This window comes from Paenibacillus sp. J31P190 (genome assembly GCF_059692075.1).
The window spans coordinates 294219-312185 of the sequence record NZ_JCAUAS010000003.1 but is presented as its reverse complement, the minus strand read 5'-3'; the positions used below and the strand labels follow the sequence as shown (position 1 = coordinate 312185).

17 protein-coding genes are annotated in these 17967 nt (G+C 43.0%); 14 read left to right on the top strand and 3 right to left on the bottom strand.

Translation table 11 applies throughout. The annotated features are described in order from the left end of the window. Positions 1-76: 76 nt before the first annotated feature. A complete protein-coding gene (locus AC58U0_RS08520) occupies positions 77-943 on the bottom strand; it encodes an aldo/keto reductase (protein ID WP_497378560.1) in 867 nt (288 codons plus the stop codon). 308 nt (positions 944-1251) lie between these two features. Here AC58U0_RS08520 and AC58U0_RS08515 point away from each other — a divergent pair, with 308 nt between their 5' ends. The 9 genes from AC58U0_RS08515 (at position 1252) to AC58U0_RS08475 (ending at position 9578) form a co-directional block, all read left to right on the top strand. Further along, entirely contained in the window at positions 1252-1710 is a 459-nt protein-coding gene (locus tag AC58U0_RS08515) for a MarR family winged helix-turn-helix transcriptional regulator (RefSeq protein ID WP_497378558.1), read from the top strand. 24 nt (positions 1711-1734) lie between these two features. Then, entirely contained in the window at positions 1735-2529 is a 795-nt protein-coding gene (motA, locus tag AC58U0_RS08510) for a flagellar motor stator protein MotA (RefSeq protein WP_497378557.1), read from the top strand. Beyond that, a complete protein-coding gene (gene motB / locus AC58U0_RS08505; RefSeq protein ID WP_497312225.1) occupies positions 2526-3332 on the top strand; it encodes a flagellar motor protein MotB in 807 nt (268 codons plus the stop codon). The genes motA and motB overlap by 4 nt, the downstream gene beginning before the upstream one ends. A gap of 154 nt (positions 3333-3486) precedes the next feature. Next, positions 3487-4335 carry an MBL fold metallo-hydrolase gene (locus AC58U0_RS08500; protein ID WP_497378556.1) on the top strand — a complete coding sequence of 283 codons (849 nt, stop codon included), beginning with the start codon at positions 3487-3489 and terminating at the stop codon, positions 4333-4335. A 161-nt stretch (positions 4336-4496) separates the two neighbouring features. Beyond that, the gene (locus AC58U0_RS08495) at positions 4497-4829 is read left to right on the top strand and encodes a metal-sensitive transcriptional regulator (protein WP_235549480.1); all 333 of its coding nucleotides are present in this window, start codon (positions 4497-4499) and stop codon (positions 4827-4829) included. Between the two features lie 17 nt (positions 4830-4846). Continuing rightward, positions 4847-5050 carry a copper chaperone CopZ gene (gene copZ / locus AC58U0_RS08490; RefSeq protein ID WP_497378554.1) on the top strand — a complete coding sequence of 68 codons (204 nt, stop codon included), beginning with the start codon at positions 4847-4849 and terminating at the stop codon, positions 5048-5050. A 96-nt stretch (positions 5051-5146) separates the two neighbouring features. Then, on the top strand, positions 5147-7576 hold the full coding sequence (locus AC58U0_RS08485; protein ID WP_497378553.1) for a heavy metal translocating P-type ATPase: 2430 nt from the start codon (positions 5147-5149) through the stop codon (positions 7574-7576). 217 nt (positions 7577-7793) lie between these two features. Continuing rightward, positions 7794-8108 (top strand): ArsR/SmtB family transcription factor, encoded by a 315-nt coding sequence (locus AC58U0_RS08480; RefSeq protein WP_497378844.1) that lies wholly within the window; start codon positions 7794-7796, stop codon positions 8106-8108. A 96-nt stretch (positions 8109-8204) separates the two neighbouring features. After that, positions 8205-9578, top strand: coding sequence for an NAD(P)-binding domain-containing protein (locus tag AC58U0_RS08475; protein WP_497378552.1), 1374 nt, complete (start codon positions 8205-8207; stop codon positions 9576-9578). Between the two features lie 119 nt (positions 9579-9697). Here AC58U0_RS08475 and AC58U0_RS08470 read toward each other — a convergent pair whose 3' ends face one another. Continuing rightward, the gene (locus AC58U0_RS08470; protein ID WP_497378551.1) at positions 9698-11716 is read right to left on the bottom strand and encodes a methyl-accepting chemotaxis protein; all 2019 of its coding nucleotides are present in this window, start codon (positions 11714-11716) and stop codon (positions 9698-9700) included. A 296-nt stretch (positions 11717-12012) separates the two neighbouring features. Between AC58U0_RS08470 and AC58U0_RS08465 the strand changes: the two genes are divergently transcribed. The 5 genes from AC58U0_RS08465 to phoU all read left to right on the top strand — a co-directional run bounded on the left by AC58U0_RS08465 (position 12013) and on the right by phoU (position 16320). Further along, positions 12013-12924 carry a phosphate ABC transporter substrate-binding protein gene (locus AC58U0_RS08465; RefSeq protein ID WP_497378549.1) on the top strand — a complete coding sequence of 304 codons (912 nt, stop codon included), beginning with the start codon at positions 12013-12015 and terminating at the stop codon, positions 12922-12924. Between the two features lie 156 nt (positions 12925-13080). After that, complete coding sequence (pstC, locus tag AC58U0_RS08460) at positions 13081-14016, top strand: phosphate ABC transporter permease subunit PstC (RefSeq protein WP_057307417.1); 936 nt, start codon at positions 13081-13083, stop codon at positions 14014-14016. Then, positions 14013-14870, top strand: coding sequence for a phosphate ABC transporter permease PstA (gene pstA / locus AC58U0_RS08455; protein WP_057307418.1), 858 nt, complete (start codon positions 14013-14015; stop codon positions 14868-14870). The genes pstC and pstA overlap by 4 nt, the downstream gene beginning before the upstream one ends. After that, positions 14871-15635 (top strand): phosphate ABC transporter ATP-binding protein PstB, encoded by a 765-nt coding sequence (gene pstB, locus AC58U0_RS08450; protein ID WP_156390264.1) that lies wholly within the window; start codon positions 14871-14873, stop codon positions 15633-15635. It begins immediately after the preceding gene. Between the two features lie 25 nt (positions 15636-15660). Then, on the top strand, positions 15661-16320 hold the full coding sequence (gene phoU, locus AC58U0_RS08445; protein ID WP_057307420.1) for a phosphate signaling complex protein PhoU: 660 nt from the start codon (positions 15661-15663) through the stop codon (positions 16318-16320). 53 nt (positions 16321-16373) lie between these two features. Here the strand turns inward: phoU and AC58U0_RS08440 are convergent, their stop codons facing one another. Further along, positions 16374-17951 (bottom strand): response regulator, encoded by a 1578-nt coding sequence (locus AC58U0_RS08440; RefSeq protein ID WP_497378548.1) that lies wholly within the window; start codon positions 17949-17951, stop codon positions 16374-16376. Positions 17952-17967: the final 16 nt, after the last annotated feature.

The window sequence follows — 17967 nt, the reverse complement described above, 5'->3', positions numbered from 1 at the left end:
GTTTTCTTATTGGCGATAAAACCTACCTCTAAACGCGGTCGCTCATCTTTGAATGGCCTCGATAGAGGTTTTCTCATTAGTTACGAACGTACCATTCACCGGATACCCAATCGGTTGTTTTCCAACGCAGTACATCGGGGGTAGCAAGATGGGCAATTTCTTTGAGGAACTCGAGCTGCTCAAGCTCAGTCATTGGCTTGAAGCTTTTAGCAATGGCCAGATTTTGTTCCAACTGCGCCATGGATTCCATGCCGACAATCGCCGTAGATATTGGCAGCGAGAACGTATATTGGAGCGCTTTCTCGTACCAGGGAGCCAGCTTACCGAGCGCCATAACCTTCATGCCAATGACAGCGACACCTTTCTCGTTGGCTTTAGGTAAAAACTCATGTGCGAAGCTATAGATGAGATGATCCGCTGCTGATAAAGCAACAAGTGCACTGTCAAAAGGGAATCGTTCAATCGCTTCCAGCTGAACTCTAGGGTTCGTGTGACCGCTGATCGAGATATGCTTGATGATCCCTTGTTCCTTGGCCTCAAGAAGCGCTTCTAGCGCTCCGCCTTTGGCGAAGCACTTATCGAGCTCCTCCATGGTCATGATATTATGCAATCGCCATTCTTCAACGTGATCCGTTTGCAGACGCTTCAGACTTGCTTCCAGCAGCTTCAAGGAACCGTCTCTTGTTCGATCATGCGTTTTGGTAGCAATCCATACATCATTCCTTCGTCCATCGCGTGCTAATGCTTTACCAAGTCGTTCCTCGGATTGTCCATCCGAGTAGCTTGGTGCTGTATCGAAATAGGTGATCCCTTCGTCAATCGCACGATTCACAATTTGAATCGCTTCCTCTTCTGTACATTGGTGTTCGTCGACAATGCGCTGAGCGCCAAAGCTCAGGACAGGAAATTGCTGGCCGGTCGAACCAAACGAACGATTCTCCACATGATTCACTCCTCGTATGTAAGATGGCGACTTTCATTCTTTCCTATCGTTTCCAAAAAGGATACCTGGTCATACCAAATTGTATTATGAAACATGTTTCCTTCCTACTGATATCGGTTCAAGCAGGAATTCGTTCTCCTCAAGTATAAAATAAGTAAGAGAAGGACGCTAGTATTCGTCAAATTGCTAGCATATTCACAAAAAAAACATGACTTTAGTCCTAGTTTTCGACAAAAAATGATGTATAATAATAAATAAACTTATTATATGTACATATACAACTTTCTTGTTGAAATATTGGAGGGTCAATGACATTTGAACACTTAAAGCCTTATGACAGCCCAGGATTTCATCTTTGGCAGGTTACGAATCTATGGCAAAAAAATCTTCGTCATGCCCTGCATGATTTGGATCTTACGCATGTTCAATTTATTTTGCTAGCCACCACAGAGTGGTTAAATTCTCAGTCCCCTTTTGGGGATGTGACACAGGTTCAAATTGCCATGCATGCGCACATTGATCCCATGATGGCCTCACAAGTACTTCGCAACTTAGAAAAGAAAGGGTTCCTCATTCGCAAGGAACATCCAACGGACACTAGAGCCAAGTCAATCACTTTAACTCCAGCTGGAGAGAGTTTGATATCCAAGGCCTTAGACATTGTCGAGCAAGCCGATCGCCGTTTTTTTTCTAAACTGGGGGAAGAACAGGAAACGTTGGCATGCTTGTTGAGATCCTTAGGAAGCTTGACAACTCATGAAAATTAGATCATAGGGAGAGGTGCCTTGAATATGGAGAAGTCATCACTAATCGGAATCGTTTTAGCTTTTATATCCATTGGTGTGGGTATGGTATTGAAAGGGGCAAGCCTGGTAGCACTGTTGAATCCTGCAGCTGCCTTAATTATTTTCGGCGGTACAGCATCGGCCTTATTTATCGCTTTTTCAATGGATGAAATAAAGAAGATTCCGACCTTATTGAAAATTATCTTTACCGAACAGAAATTAATGCCTAAAAAAGAGCTGATTGAGACATTCATCGATTGGGTGTCCATTACACGCCGTGAAGGCTTACTTTCCTTGGAGAAGCAAGCAGAAGAGCTGTCAGACCCTTTTATGAAAAGCGGCATGCGCCTTATTATTGATGGGAATGACGCAGATTTTGTACGTGACGTATTGCTCGAAGATATTGCTGAAATGGAATCAAGACATAAGAAATTTGCAGGTATTTTTACGCAAGCTGGTACATATGCACCGACACTCGGCGTACTTGGCGCGGTTGTTGGACTCATCGCAGCTCTTGGTAATTTGAGTGAAGTAGAGAAACTAGGCCATCTGATTTCAGCGGCATTCGTTGCAACGATGTTCGGGATTTTCCTTGGATATGTTATTTTTCACCCATTCGCTAATAAGCTGAAGCAGAAGTCTAAGAAAGAAGTTGAAATTAAGCTAATGATCGTAGAAGGGTTGCTCTCCATTCAATCCGGTGTATCCGCCAATTCCGTGAAGCAAAAAATGATGATCTTCGTTGCCAACAATGAACGTGCGTCGTATGACGAAGATTCGAAGGAGGCCGCTCCACAGTGAGTAAAAAGAAGAAGCATGAGGATCATGAAGAACATATTGATGAAACCTGGCTCATTCCCTATGCGGATTTGCTTACCTTGCTTCTAGCCCTCTTTATCATTCTGTTTGCATCCAGTCAGTTGGATTCTAAGAAATACGACTCGATTATGCGGTCCTTGAACAATGCCTTTACCGGAGGGGAAGCGCCCTTCGCCATGTCAAATTTGATTCCGATTGATGATGCGGCGAATTCTACGAAAAACAATAACAAGAACCAGAATCCGCCAACGAAAGAAGAAAGTAAAACCGACAGCCAGCTGGCTGCTAAGCTGCAGAAGGAAGAGAAGGATCTCAAAGAATTAAAGCAAAGCATGGATGCTTACATTAAAGAAAACAACATGAGTGAGCAGCTAACCACGAAGCTGGATAATGAGAAGCTGACCATTACGATTAGTGACCGTGCACTGTTCGATTCAGGGTCGGCTACTATTAAACAAGAATCACAAAAGCTGGCTGTTTCGATGTCTAATCTGCTGGGTAGTTATCCAGGATATGAGGTTCAAGTCGCAGGTCATACGGATAATATCCCGATTCACCGAGCTGACTTTGAAACGAACTGGGATCTAAGCGCCAAGCGTGCGGTCAATTTTATGAAAATACTTCTGAATAACAGTAAAATTGAGCCTGCTTCCTACTCTTCAGTCGGATTCGGTGAATACCGGCCGATTGCACAAAATGATACAACAGAAGGTAGAGCGAAGAACCGACGAGTTGAAGTGAGCATCTTGCGCAACATTAAAGCGACGGATGAGATTGCGAAATAAGAGCAATTACCAATGAAGACTAATTAGGCTAAGAGTCGCAAGACTCTGGTCTTTTTTTTGTTCAAAAATACATTTGATATCGAGAAATACGGATTAATTTAACAGCGAAATGGGGATAGTAAGATGGAATTTGCAATGATGAGGAGAGGTTACCATGGAGCCCACAGAACATACATATGAGCATACGTATATCCCGTTAACTACATTATCCAGCGGTGAAGGCAAGGAGATAGCCATTGATATATATGGTTACTGCATTCAGATCGTGAATATTTGTTTCATTGGCAATCCAACAAGCAAGGATAAAGAATGGTTTTTAGTTGACGCTGGTATGCCGCAATCGGCAGATGAGATCATTCGTGTCGCTGAGGAGCGTTTTGGAGCACATAAGAAGCCTACGGCGATCATTTTGACGCATGGACATTTCGACCATGTCGGGGCCATTGAGAGTCTTTTGGAGTACTGGGATGTTCCGGTATATGCGCATGAGTTGGAAATCCCTTATTTGACGGGGAAATCCAATTATCCAAAAGGGGATTCTACGGTAAATGGCGGGCTTGTAAGCGAGCTATCGCCACTATTTCCAAACCACGGTATTGACATAGGTAATCATGTACATCCTTTGCCCGCTAAGGGTATCGTTCCTGGATTGATGGGATGGCAATGGATTCATACGCCGGGACACACACCAGGACACATTTCTCTTTTTCGCGCCAAAGATGGTTCATTAATAGCAGGAGATGCCTTCGTTACCGTTAAGCAGGAGTCGCTTTACAAGGTGTTCACGCAAGAACAAGAAATAAGCGGACCGCCCAAGTATTTCACGACAGACTGGCAAGCAGCCGGCGATTCGGTTAGAAAGCTTCGAGATTTACATCCATCTTTAGCGCTAACGGGACATGGAAAACCGATGAACGGTGAAGAACTCAGTCGCGAATTAGGCCGTCTGGCGGAGGATTTCGAGAAGATAGCGATTCCGGAGGAAGGTCGGTTTGTGCATTAGGCTGCATGAATGTATGTCTTCAAAAAGTATGGGGCTATCCCAAAAGCCGTGAAAATGGCTGAGGGAAGCCCCACATTATTTTTTATCTGTGTAAATGTAACATTAGGCTTGATATAGGGTATGGGGGTATGGTATATTCAAAATGTGAGGAGGTAATGTTAATGGAACAACATGATAAACAAGAATTACATGAGGACAGCTGCCATTCGGGCAGTGCTCGAAAAAGTCATCATTCTGATAAAACAAAAAACAATTTGATTTCTAGGCTCAATCGCATCGAAGGACAAATTCGCGGTGTGAAAGGTCTTATTGAGAAGGATACGTATTGTGACGATGTGTTAAATCAAATCGCCGCGGTTCAATCAGCTTTAAACGGTGTTGGGAAACTGCTTCTCGAGCATCATCTAAACAGCTGTGTGATCGAACGCATTCAAGAAGGCGATAATGAGGTTATCAAAGAACTCATGATTACCATGAATAAATTAATGAAATAATAAAGGAGAGATTAGATATGCAAACAGTTACTCTTAAAGTTGAAGGTATGTCCTGCGGTCATTGTGTAAACTCCGTTGAAGGCGCAGTTAAGAAACTTGGAGCTTCCGGCAAAGTTGATTTGAGCGGTGGTTCCGTTACTGTAGATTTCGATGCGTCTAAAGTTTCTTTGGACGCTATTAAAGAAGCTATTGAAGATCAAGGTTATGACGTCGTGAAATAATGATAAATGAGCCGCTGCATGCGGCTCAAGTGTAACACTTATTTTTTTTCAAAAAAATATACCCCATAGGGGTATTTGTAGCGAGGGGGAAATGAAATGGCGAAACAATTAGAGCAGCAACAGGCAAGTCTGCAAATTGCTGGCATGACTTGTGCGGCATGCGCGAACCGGATCGAAAAAGGCTTGAAAAAATTAGAAGGTGTTTCAGATGCCAATGTAAATTTTGCCCTCGAGAAGGCATCTGTGATTTATAATCCGACTCAAATCAGCGTATCTGCCATAGAAGAAAAAGTACTGGATCTGGGTTACAGCACCGTAAAGGATGCAGTAGATTTTAATATCGTTGGTATGACATGCGCAGCGTGCGCCACACGTATTGAAAAAGGATTAAATAAAATGCCAGGTGTTAGCAAGGCAGTTGTAAACCTTGCATTAGAAACTGCTCATGTTGAGTTTAGCACGGCCGAAGTTTCGGTAACCGAAATGGTTAACAAAGTAGATCAGCTGGGATACAAGGCGATTCTTAAAGAGGAAGAAGCAACTGCAGGCGATTATAAGCAAAAAGAGATACGCCGCAAAAAAAATCAGTTAGCTGTATCGGCAATCCTTTCGTTTCCGCTTCTGTGGGCAATGGTGAGCCACTTTACATTTACATCGTGGATTTACTTGCCGGAGTTCTTGATGAATCCTTGGGTACAGCTTGTGCTGGCCACACCGGTACAGTTTATTATCGGTCGTCAATTTTATGTAGGGGCATACAAAGCCCTTCGTAATAAAAGCGCCAATATGGATGTGCTTGTTTCTCTCGGAACATCAGCCGCGTACTTCTATAGTTTATATCTAACACTTCAGTGGGCAGTTTCTACAGATGTCCACCGTCATGCGCCGGATATGTATTACGAAACAAGCGCAATTCTTATTACTTTGATTATCTTAGGGAAGTTATTTGAAGTGTTGGCAAAAGGGAGAACTTCTGAAGCCATCAAGAAATTGATGGGGCTCCAAGCGAAAACAGCATTAGTCATTAGAAATGGTGAAGAAATGGCTATTCCTGTTGAAGAAGTTGTCATAGGGGACATTGTTCTTGTAAAACCGGGTGAGAAGATCCCAGTCGACGGTGTAGTTGTAGACGGTTTGTCCGCTGTTGATGAATCCATGCTTACTGGGGAAAGTATCCCTGTCGAGAAGAAAGCCAGTGACGCTGTTATTGGCGCTACAATTAATAAAAACGGCAGCTTAAAAATAAAAGCAACCCGTGTTGGAAAAGAGACAGCTCTCGCTCAAATTATCAAAGTTGTAGAAGAAGCCCAAGGCTCTAAAGCGCCTATTCAGCGTATCGCTGACGTGATTTCCGGTATTTTTGTCCCAATTGTTGTAGGAATTGCTGTTGTAACCTTTCTGATTTGGTATATCTGGGTTGCTTCTGGTGAGTTTGCAACTGCGCTGGAAAAGGCTATTGCTGTCCTTGTCATTGCTTGCCCTTGTGCTTTAGGTCTTGCAACACCAACATCGATTATGGCCGGATCCGGTCGCGCGGCGGAATTCGGCATCCTATTTAAGGGCGGGGAACATTTAGAATCGATGCAAAAAGTGCAAACCATCGTGCTTGATAAAACGGGTACGGTAACGAAAGGCAAACCGGAACTTACAGACGTTCATATTGAAAACATGGATGAAGAAGATACAATCCTTAGATTAATCGGCTCTGCCGAAAAACAATCAGAGCACCCGCTTGCTGAGGCAATTGTTGATGGGATTGTTGCTAAGGGTATCCTACTCACCGCTACTGAGCAGTTTGAAGCCATTCCCGGCTACGGCATTCGAGCCATTGTAGAAGGCAAGGAAGTGCTGGTTGGAACCCGTAAGCTCATGCAGCGTGAAACCATCGACTTTGGAAAAGCAGATACGACTATGGAAAAGCTCGAATCCGAAGGTAAAACTGCTATGCTCGTAGCGGTAGATAACAAGTACGCAGGTATGGTAGCCGTAGCGGATACGATCAAAGACACATCGAAAGAAGCGGTCTCTCGTTTAAAACAAATGGGCATCGAAGTCATTATGATGACAGGTGACAACAATCGGACGGCGCATGCTATCGCGCAGCAAGTTGGTATTGATCATGTTCTTGCTGAAGTGCTTCCGGAAGGTAAAGCTGAGGAAGTGAAGAAGCTTCAAGGGCAAGGAAAAATAGTGGCGATGGTTGGCGATGGCATCAACGATGCTCCTGCTCTTGCGACTGCAGACGTCGGCATAGCTATTGGCACCGGCGCTGACATTGCGATGGAAGCAGCAGATGTGACACTGATGCGCGGAGAACTTACAAGCATTACAGATGCTATTTATATGAGCCGTAAAACGATGACGAATATTAAACAAAACCTGTTTTGGGCGCTCGGTTACAATACGCTCGGGATTCCGATTGCGGCACTTGGCCTATTAGCACCCTGGGTAGCCGGTGCTGCTATGGCACTAAGCTCGGTATCCGTTGTGTTAAACGCCTTACGTTTGCAGCGAGTGAAGTTATAATCGGCGTACATGGGAGTGGAAAAAAGGCTTCGGCAAATCTTTTTTTTGCTGAAGCTCTTTTAATAAAGGCGTTTAATCTATAAGCAATTACTTAATCAAAATTAATTGATTAAGTAATTGCTTTTTAACTTGTAATGCTATATATTGTTAATAAATCAAAAATAATTGATTAATGAAGCGGGTGAAATAAGTGAAAACAATCATTCCATTACAAACGATACATACAAATTCCACACCTGATGATTCTTTTTTTGAAACGTATGAAGCAAAATTTAAAGCACTAGCTGATCACAAAAGACTACAGATCATGTATGAGTTAACACAGCGCGGAAAAACCTGCGTATGTGACCTTTGTGATATCTTTGATATGGCCCAGTCTAAACTGTCTTATCATTTGAAGATTCTTTTGGACGCGAAATTAATCACCAAAGAGATTATTGGTACTTGGAGTTACTACGAGATAAACAACTCTGAAGTAAACGGATTACTCTCAGCTGATCTTTGCTGCATATTTAGACCTACTCGTTCTTAATTTTTTTTATTTTTAACATCAATTTTTTTTGATTAATAAATCAATTTAATTTGATTAAGCAGTGTATAGCATGATATTGAGAGGGAGGTATATGCAATGAATAATAATAAGTTACCGGTGGCTATCATAGGTGCAGGGCCTGTTGGCCTTGCCGCGGCAGCACAGCTAGTTATGAGAGAAGAACCTTTTGTTTTGTTTGAGGCGGGGGAAGAAGTGGGGGCTAATGTACGCAGTTGGGCTCAAGTTCGCATGTTTTCCTCTTGGGCATACAATATTGATAAAGCTGCTAAGCAATTGCTTATTTCTCATGGTTGGCAAGCTCCGAATTCTTTAGGAATCCCTTCAGGTCAAGAGATGATTGATAAATACTTCAATCCTTTTGCTGAATTGCCTGAAATCAAACCTTATCTATACTTAAATACCAAAGTTATTGCTGTTAGCCGTAAAGGTCTGAGCAAAGTGAAAACACATGGCCGTAAAGATCTTCCGTTTGTCCTGCATGTTGAGAAAAATGGGGAACGAATCCTTATTGAGGCTAAGGCTGTTATTGATGCATCCGGTACCTGGTCGAACCCGAATCCCATACTATCAGAAGGGATATGGACGACAGAAGAGCAGGCTTTAAATAAGCAAATTTACTATGGAATGCCTGATGTTCTGGGTAAGCATAAGGAACGATATAGCGGCAAAAAAGTTATTGTTGTCGGGAGTGGTCACTCTGCAATCAATACCTTATTAGAATTAGGTAAACTGAAGGATCAAGTTCAAAGTACAGAAATCGTTTGGATTTTAAGGAAATCTAGGCTAGATGATGTTTATGGCGGTCAGGAGCAGGATCAACTTCCTGCAAGAGGAGAACTTGGTACGCGTATTCAAAAGCTAGTTGATTCAGGAAAAGTTAAGGTTCTGACGTCATTCCACATTCAAGAATTGAAACAGGAAAAAGATAAAATGGTTGTGATTGGCTCTTTAAACGGTTTATTGGTTCATCTAGATGCAGTCGATGAAATCGTGTCGAATACGGGATCTCGTCCAGATTTGTCTTTTTTACGAGAAGTTAGAGTGATTGCCGACCCAACATTGGAGAGTGTTATGGAGTTAGCGCCATTGATCGATCCAAATGTTCATAGTTGCGGTACGGTAAGACCGCATGGCGAGAAGGAGCTGCGCCAACCTGAAAAGGATTTCTACATTGTTGGTTCCAAAAGTTATGGAAGAGCACCAACATTCCTAATGACAACAGGATATGAACAAGTGAGATCCGTCGTAGCTGCTCTTGTCGGGGATCTGGCAGCAGCTGAACGAGTTGAGCTGGAACTGCCGGAAACGGGTGTTTGCGGTATCGGGAGCCAAGAATGTTGCAGACCTGAAGCTAGTCAAGAGCTAGTAAGCAAACAAGTAGAAATTAGTGTTTGCTGTTCAGCAGTACCAAAACCGCAGGCTGTGATTAAATCATCTTGCTGCAGCTAACGGTTACGCCGCCAATCTCGCCTTAGAGTGCGTTAGGTTCGCTTTTGTCGTATTACTAGAAATTTAAAATCCCTCTACACTTCCGATTAGGAGGAGTAGAGGGATTTTTATGCTAACTATTATTTTCCTGCGAGAGCAGGCTCTTTGTTTTCTTTCGTAGATTCACCTTTGTTCAGGTCGTTCTGTGGTTTTTCTGTCGATGACTTATCTTTCTCTTTTTCAAATAATTCCATTTCAGTTTGAGAAGGAAAGGCATTGCTGTTATTTGGTGTCAAACTTTCATTTGTATCCGCTATAAGCTCATTATGTTGGGTATGGCCATATTGATTATCTTCAAAAACCTCGGATTGCACTTCAATCCTGGCATGAACTGGCTCCGATTGAGCATCAAATATTTCCTGATGATTTTCCATAGCAGTCTCACCAATCTGGAATTTGCTAATCTCAGCGAATAACTGCTGAGAAAGAACAAGGATATCATCTGACTCTTCAGCAATACGGCGGATGGATGCATCTTGCTGAATCGAGGTTGAGCTTACTTCCTCGACACCAGCAGCTGTTTCTTGCGCGATGGCTGCTACGAACTGAACGGAATTTACTAATCTGTCATTCTTGGATTGTACGTGTTCAATTTTTACATGGATTTGTTCAATTTGCCCGATAATACCCTTCATCGATTGTTCGATGCCTTCGAAAGAACCGAGTGTGTCTGCTACCCGATGGTTTTGTGCAACTGCAGATTCGCGAGCTTCGATCAGTGAGCTCTGTAATTCTTTGATTTGCTTCTGAAGCGCTTGAATAATGCCGCCGATTGTCTTGGAGGAATCATTCGTCTGCTGTGAAAGCTGACGAACTTCATCCGCAATCACAGAGAAGCCGCGGCCGTGTGCGCCGGCTCTGGCCGCTTCAATCGCTGCGTTCAAGGCAAGCACGTTCGTCTGTGTAGAAATCTCCGTGATCGAATGAATAATAGCGCCAATTTGCTTGGAGCTGTCAGACAAGGACATCATGGCAGTATCGACCTTCTGCAGGACAGCCTGGGACTGATCTGACGATGATTTCAGTGCTCTTACGGATGCTGTCCCTTGTAATGTACCAGACGCAGCCTCTTCGCTAGTGCGCTTCATTTCATATGTATAAGCGGTAATTTCACGAATCTCCGCTTCCAGTTCTGCAATGATCATCGAGCTTTGCTCCGTTTTCATGGCTTGCTCATCAGCACCGGTCGATATCTCTGTAATTGCCTTCAAGATATCTGTGTTGGCCGATGCCGTAAGCTTAGAAAAGCGGTGAAACTCATGGGAGTGCTCGGATAGTGACGATGCAATCTGCATCGTAGCATTCAGCATCTTGCGAACTTGAATGATCATATGGTCAAAACTGTTACTTAGCTTACCTAACTCATCTCTGGATGTAGAATTTATCGTATGGGACAAATCTCCTGCGGCAATAAGCGACACGGCATTTTGTAAAATTTTGATAGGCCTTGTGAAGGAGCTAATGATTAGAAAAGCGATAATAATGGTTACAATAACGACAATTGCGAATGCAATCAACATGACTCTACTGCTTTCATTAAGTGCTTTCGTTGAGTTGGCTATTGCTTGTTCGGCAGCCTCAGCATAGGTGATATAGAATTTATCAACAAGTTCAAAAATCTTATCCTTCAATTCCTGAGACTCATTATATAGGTAAAGGAGGTTAATTTGCAGATCCGTCGGCTTCAAGTTAGGATCCTGGACCATTTTGCTGGCAGAATCGAAGTTAGTTATGTAATCAACAGATAATTGAATTAATTGGCTTCGCCACTTCTTTTGATCAGCAGTTGAAGCCGTATCGCCAATCTTTTGAATGAAATCGTTGTAAGGCTTTCGCTTTTCATTGTATTTTGCGATGTATTCCGGTTTCTTGGAAATCTCCAGCCCTGAGGCAATGATGTTCATTTCCTGTACCATATTTTTAAGCTCTAGCGCTAGCACCTTAAGTTCGACTTTTTCGTTCTGGTCCGTCATATGTCTCTTGATTTGATTCACTTGATTCAGATTAAACAAAGCAACGGCAAGGAAAATGAGAAGCACTCCGCTGAAACTGGCAATTAATTTTAATCGCATGGTCATATTGATTTTGATCTTCTTCATAAGTCATTCCTCCTATATATTACTTGACAATATTCGACTGTTTTCGTATTGATACTTATTAATATAGGTTGCTTCTATTAACTAAAGCATCTAACTATGTTAAAGAAATGTAAATTTACCCAAATTTTTAACGAATGAAAGAAGAATTAAAAGTTTTACATTACGTTTACGTTTCGTGGGTTTGGATTTTACATTCGGTTGTTACGATAGGGAAGTAAGTTAGTTCGACAGACAACAAAGTGGAATCGAGACTAACATAACAAGTAACATACAAATCAAAGGAGGACATGCTAACTATGTTTAAGTTCATGTCGAAAAAAGGAATTACATTCACACTTTCCGCGGTATTAATGATGGGGTCATTGGTTGGTTGCGGCGCAAAAACAGATACTAAAAATGCTGCTTCTCCAACACCTGCTGCTAGTGCAGCTGCTTCTGCTGCTCCAACAAAAACAGAACTAAGCGGTACGGTTACTGCTTCAGGTTCAAGCGCGCTTCTTCCATTAGTTAAACAAGCAGCTACTGAGTTTATGGAAAAAAATCCAAAGGTAACGATCAACGTTACTGCAGGCGGATCAGGCACAGGAATTAAAAACGTAGCGGACGGTACTTCAGACATCGGTAACTCCGACGTTGAGCCAGCTGCTGAATATAAAGATAAAGGTCTTGTTGATCACCAAGTAGCGATTGCTCCATTCGCATTGATCGTAAACAAAGATGTTAAAGTTGATAATGTTACAAAACAACAAGCAGCAGACATTTACATGGGTAAAGTTACGAACTGGAAAGAAGTTGGCGGCAATGACGCGAAAATCGTTCTTGTTCACCGTCCAGACAGCTCAGGTTCCCGTACGTTAGTTAAACAAATCATTCTTGATGGCAAAGAATTCACGAAAGACGGTATTACACAAGAAAACAGCGGTGCAATGAAAACGGCTGTTGCTGGTCAGTCCAGCTCCATTGGATATGTAGATACACCTTATGTAGATGACACTGTAAAAGCATTGAAAATTGATGGTGTAGCTTTCTCTGAGGAAAACATTAAAAACGGCACTTACAAATTGTTTGGTGTTGAGCATATGTACACGAAAGGTGAAGCGAAAGATCCTGCTAAGGCATTCATCGCTTACATCACAAGCAAAGAATTCCAAGGTAAACAAGTTCGTGATTTGAAATTCTTGCCAGCAGACTTATTAGGTAAAAAATAATAAATAGAACAGACTAAGAGCGTTGGCATCCTATGCCGCGCTCTTTTTTTACTTGAAACGAAACTTTTACATTCCCTTAACAATTCATTGACGATCCAATTACAATCATGCTCTATCATAAAAGTAATGTGATTTAAGAGAAAGGGGAATAGCCCATTGAATTCCGTAGCAGACAAACTAACGAACGCGAAATCAGACGAAAGTCGTCCAATCGTCACGAAATGGACCCAAGGACAACATAGACAAGATAACATCATGAGGTGGGTGTTTGTTGGAAGTGCTGCCCTAGTGTCTGCCATCATTTTTTCTATCATTGTTTTTGTGGGGATGCAGGGGATTAAGACTTTCCAAGGAGTCAGTCCTTTAGAATTTTTCTTTTCAACGGATTGGACGCCAGGTCAAAATAAATTCGGTGCTCTTCCTTTTTTATACAGCACGCTGCTCATGACATTGGTCTCGGTTGTGTTTTCAGTGCCGCTTGCTTTGTCCGGGGCATTATTCATGGCTAAAATTGCGCCGAAATGGATGCGTGAAATCATGCGTCCTGCGACGGATCTATTCGTAGGTATCCCTTCGGTTGTTTATGGCCTAATCGGCTTGACGGTTATCGTTCCTGCACTTGGTAAAATTACAGGCGGGGTTGGTTACGGTATTTTACCAGCTTCCATCATTCTCGCTATTATGATCTTACCAACCATTCTCTCGATCTCAGAAGATGCTATCCGCGCATTGCCGAGCCGTCTGGAAGAAGCATCACTGGCTTTAGGAGCAACACGTTGGCAAACCATGTGGCGTGTCCTTTTGCCTGCAGCTAGACCTGGTATTCTAACAGCAATCATTCTTGGCATGGGGCGTGCAATCGGGGAAACTATGGCTGTATTCATGGTTATTGGTAACTCTCCGCAAATGCCGAAATCACTCCTTGACTCAACCACGGTATTAACGACCGCGATTGTGAAGGATATGGGGAATACGAATTACGGCAGCACTTGGAATAATGCGCTCTATTTGATGGCGCTTCTTTTACTCGTGATCTCCTTGTCCTTAATTCTTATAATCCGTATCGTAGCCAAAAGGAGTGAACTTAAATGAAAAGTAAAACAACGGATCGTTTGGCCACGTTGTACTTCTGGGCTTCGGGCATTGTAATCATATTGATTCTGGCTTGGTTTTTATTTCGAATATTAGGTGATGGAGTTCCACATTTATCATGGAATTTCATCTTCGGAAAGTCTGAGGAGATCAAAGCTGGAGGCGGTGTAGGTCCGCAATTGTTTAACTCCTTCTATGTCCTATTCTTATCTCTGGTGATATCCATTCCAATCGGTTTATTTTCGGGGATATACTTGGCGATTTACGCACAAAAAAATTGGTTTACTGATCTCGTACGTATCTCCGTTGAAGCCCTGGCTTCTGTTCCTTCTATCGTTTTTGGTTTGTTCGGATTCTTACTATTTGCCAATTTGTTAGGTCTGAAGTTTTCCATTATTGGTGGGGCCGCGACAGTCGCCCTGCTTAATTTACCTGTTATGGTAAGGGTCACAGAGGTGGCTATCCGAACAGTTCCTGAATCTTATTGGGAGGCAAGCCTTGCACTTGGCTCAACCAGATGGCAGGCCATTCGCAAAGTGCTCATCCCTGCGTCGCTGCCAAGCTTAATTACGGGGATTACTTTGATTGCAGGACGCGCGTTAGGCGAATCTGCCATTCTCATTTACACGGCCGGATTATCGGTTTCTCGCTTCTTTCCGGATTTCAATCCGCTGAAGATGGGAGAGACGCTATCCGTTCATCTGTGGTACGTTGGCGCTGAAGCATTAGTTCCAGATGCCAAGGAAATTGCTAAAGGAAGCGCGGCGCTGCTCCTGATCGTTGTACTCATCTTTAACCTGCTTGTCAGTATTCCAAGCCGAATTTTACAAAAAAGACTTTCCGGGGGGAAATAAATCGTGGCGACCAAGCATAAGATTAAAGCGGACAAATTAAATTTATTTTACGGAGATAATCATGCTCTCCACGATATTGAATTAGCCATTGAAACGGGTACAATTGCCGCTTTGATCGGTCCTTCAGGCTGTGGGAAATCCACCTTCCTGCGCACCTTGAACCGTATGAATGATCTCATTGATAGTGTACGTATTACTGGAAAAGTTGCCGTTGATGGTCACAATATCTATGATTCCGATTCCGATGTTGTTTCACTGCGTAAGCGCGTAGGGATGGTATTTCAACGTCCAAATCCATTTCCCATGAGCATCTATGATAACATTGCCTATGGCCCTCGCATTCATGGAACTAAGAAGAAAGCGGTTCTAGATGAAATCGTAGAGCGCAGTCTTGTACAAGCAGCTTTGTGGGATGAAGTAAAGGATCGTTTGCATAAATCTGCTCTAGGGCTATCCGGTGGACAACAGCAGCGTTTATGCATCGCCCGTTTACTAGCTGTTGAGCCCGACGTACTTCTTATGGATGAGCCTACATCAGCGTTAGATCCAATCTCAACGCTCAAAGTTGAAGAGTTGACACAAACACTGAAAGAGAAATATACCATCATTATCGTTACGCACAACATGCAGCAGGCGGCAAGGATTTCGGATATGACCTCCTTCTTCCTCAATGGATACTTAGTGGAAACGGACAAGACGGATAAAATTTTCACCAATCCGAATGATCAACGTACCGAAGATTACATTACGGGAAGATTCGGTTAACTACAACTGAGGGGAGAGACGTAAAATGGACGCAAGACCTGGGTTTCATCAATCATTGTCAGTTTTGCAAAGTGAATTGCAGGATATGGGGGAAAGAGTTAAGGATTTGATTCTTAATTCCGTAGAGTCGTTGGCCAAGTTCGATGAGAATATGGCACGGCAAGTCATTAAGAATGATGATCACATTGATGATTATTTAACGACAATCGATGAGCTTTGCCTTCGATTAATTGCATTACAACAACCTATGGCAAGTGATCTGCGAATCATTGGAACGGCTATGAAAATCGCTACAGACTTGGAACGAATTGCTGATCATGCTGTAGATATTGCCAAGATTACGATCCGTCTCGCTGGAGAAGAGCTTGTTAAGCCGCTGGAAGTCATTCCTGAAATGGCCGATATTGCCATTGAGATGCTGCATGAGAGCCTCCTTTCCTATACGGAGCGCGATGTTCATAGGGCTGCATCGCTTGCCGAGAAAGATGACCGTGTGGATAAGCTATACAGCTCGGTGATGCAGGAATTGATGGGGATGATGGGTTCGGATTACAATCGTAACCGTCAGTTGACCCATTTATTGTTTGTTGCGCATTTCTTAGAGCGTGTAGCTGATCACACAACGAATATCGGTGAAGGTGTTATTTATATGGTCACAGGGAAACGCAAAGACTTGAATGTGTAAGTAGATCCAAAAGGGACGCTCCTAAGTCATCATGACTTGTGAGCGTCCCTTTTTCATGTGTGTGTGGCTGTAATAGGAAAACGAATAAGGAAGGTTGTTCCGTTCTCGCTTGACTGAACTTCAATCGAAGCGTGATGCCTGGCAGCTATGCTGTAGCAAATAGCTAAACCGAGCCCTGTACCTTCATCTTTGGTCGTGAAGAAAGGTCTTCCAAGCTTCTCCAGATGTTCCTCATTAATTCCTATACCTTCATCAGCGATCAGAAGGACAACATGTTCTAATTCGGTATAGGTTTCAATTCTCAGCTTACCACCGAGGCTCATGGCTTCCAGACCATTCATACACATATTCAATATGAGTTGACGCATTTCTTTATCGTCGAGTTGAATGACAGGACAATCCTTGAATTGGAAATGGACATGCTTGCCGGACATGACGGCTTCTGCTTGGATGAGGGGGAGGAGCATTTCAATAATACGGTTGATGCTTTCAGGCTTTTGGTGGGACTGTTTATTTTTGGCTAGGGATAAATATTCGGTAATAATTTCGTTCGCTCGGTCCAACTCTTCCAGCATGATGGGGATGTATTCTTTTTGCATATGACGATCGTTCTCGCGAAATAATTGGAGGAAGCCGCGAATGGTCGTCATCGGGTTGCGAATCTCGTGGGCAATACCGGCGGCCATTTCCCCAACTAGATTGAGTTGAGCTAAACGAGCCATTTCGGATTCAAATCGCAAGCTTTCCGTGATATCGACGGCAACTTCGAGCAAGCATCTTTCATTTTCTATATCAATGATTTCCGTTGAAAGCAGGGCCGTTCGAATTTCCTTGGACTTGGTTTCGTACTTGACCTTGCAATTATGGATGACATCATTAAAGTCCCTTGAATCACCAACTTCAATTCGTAAGAGATCTAGTGTTGTTCCAATGATTTCATCGCCGTAGCCTGTATATTGTTTCCAGCTTTCATTGATTTCGAGATAGGTGAGGTCTGATAGGCGGCGAATGGCCATCAAAGAAGGAGAGAGCATGAACATTTTCTTGAAATGTTCTTGTGATTTTATCAGCTTTTCATGAGCATCCACTAATTCGGAGGTTCGCTCTTCCACCCATTGTTCCAAAAGAAAATTTTGCTGCTTTAATTTCTCTTCCGCTTCAGCTAACTTGCGATTCGTCTCTTCGAGATCCAGCGTTCGCTTATGCAGCAGTTCGCTTTGATATTTAATTTTTTGATGATTGAGGTGCATGTTAACGAAGCCATCGACTTTCATTCGCAGCATTTTAGGGTGAATAGGTTTGAATAAATAATCAATAGAGCCCACATGATAGCCCTTCAACACATGCTCGATAGAGGTGCTTAGAGCCGTAAGGAAGATGATGGGAATATCCTGACAAGCTTTCCGCTGCTTGATCAGTTCGGCCGTCTCGAAGCCGCTAAGTCCAGGCATTTGCACATCCATCAAGATGACAGCGATGTGATCAGCGGGTTCTTTTAATAAATATCTCAGAACTTCCTCGCCCGATTGCAGAGAAATAACGTCATAGTTGGAAGAGGCCAGAATGCTATTCAGAGCCAGCAAGTTCTCGTAGCGGTCATCTACCGCCAAGATTTTTACTTGTTGTTCCATTTCAAATCCTTTCCGT

Bases quoted from the DNA above. Each gene is read 5' to 3' on its own strand.
- AC58U0_RS08495 (WP_235549480.1), top strand. From the start codon at position 4,497: ATGGAACAACATGATAAACAAGAATTACATGAGGACAGCTGCCATTCG.
- motA (WP_497378557.1), top strand. From the start codon at position 1,735: ATGGAGAAGTCATCACTAATCGGAATCGTTTTAGCTTTTATATCCATT.
- AC58U0_RS08465 (WP_497378549.1), top strand. From the start codon at position 12,013: ATGTTTAAGTTCATGTCGAAAAAAGGAATTACATTCACACTTTCCGCG.
- copZ (WP_497378554.1), top strand. From the start codon at position 4,847: ATGCAAACAGTTACTCTTAAAGTTGAAGGTATGTCCTGCGGTCATTGT.
- AC58U0_RS08475 (WP_497378552.1), top strand. From the start codon at position 8,205: ATGAATAATAATAAGTTACCGGTGGCTATCATAGGTGCAGGGCCTGTT.
- AC58U0_RS08470 (WP_497378551.1), bottom strand. From the start codon at position 11,716: ATGAAGAAGATCAAAATCAATATGACCATGCGATTAAAATTAATTGCC.
- pstA (WP_057307418.1), top strand. From the start codon at position 14,013: ATGAAAAGTAAAACAACGGATCGTTTGGCCACGTTGTACTTCTGGGCT.
- AC58U0_RS08500 (WP_497378556.1), top strand. From the start codon at position 3,487: ATGGAGCCCACAGAACATACATATGAGCATACGTATATCCCGTTAACT.
- AC58U0_RS08485 (WP_497378553.1), top strand. From the start codon at position 5,147: ATGGCGAAACAATTAGAGCAGCAACAGGCAAGTCTGCAAATTGCTGGC.
- AC58U0_RS08515 (WP_497378558.1), top strand. From the start codon at position 1,252: ATGACATTTGAACACTTAAAGCCTTATGACAGCCCAGGATTTCATCTT.
- phoU (WP_057307420.1), top strand. From the start codon at position 15,661: ATGGACGCAAGACCTGGGTTTCATCAATCATTGTCAGTTTTGCAAAGT.
- AC58U0_RS08440 (WP_497378548.1), bottom strand. From the start codon at position 17,951: ATGGAACAACAAGTAAAAATCTTGGCGGTAGATGACCGCTACGAGAAC.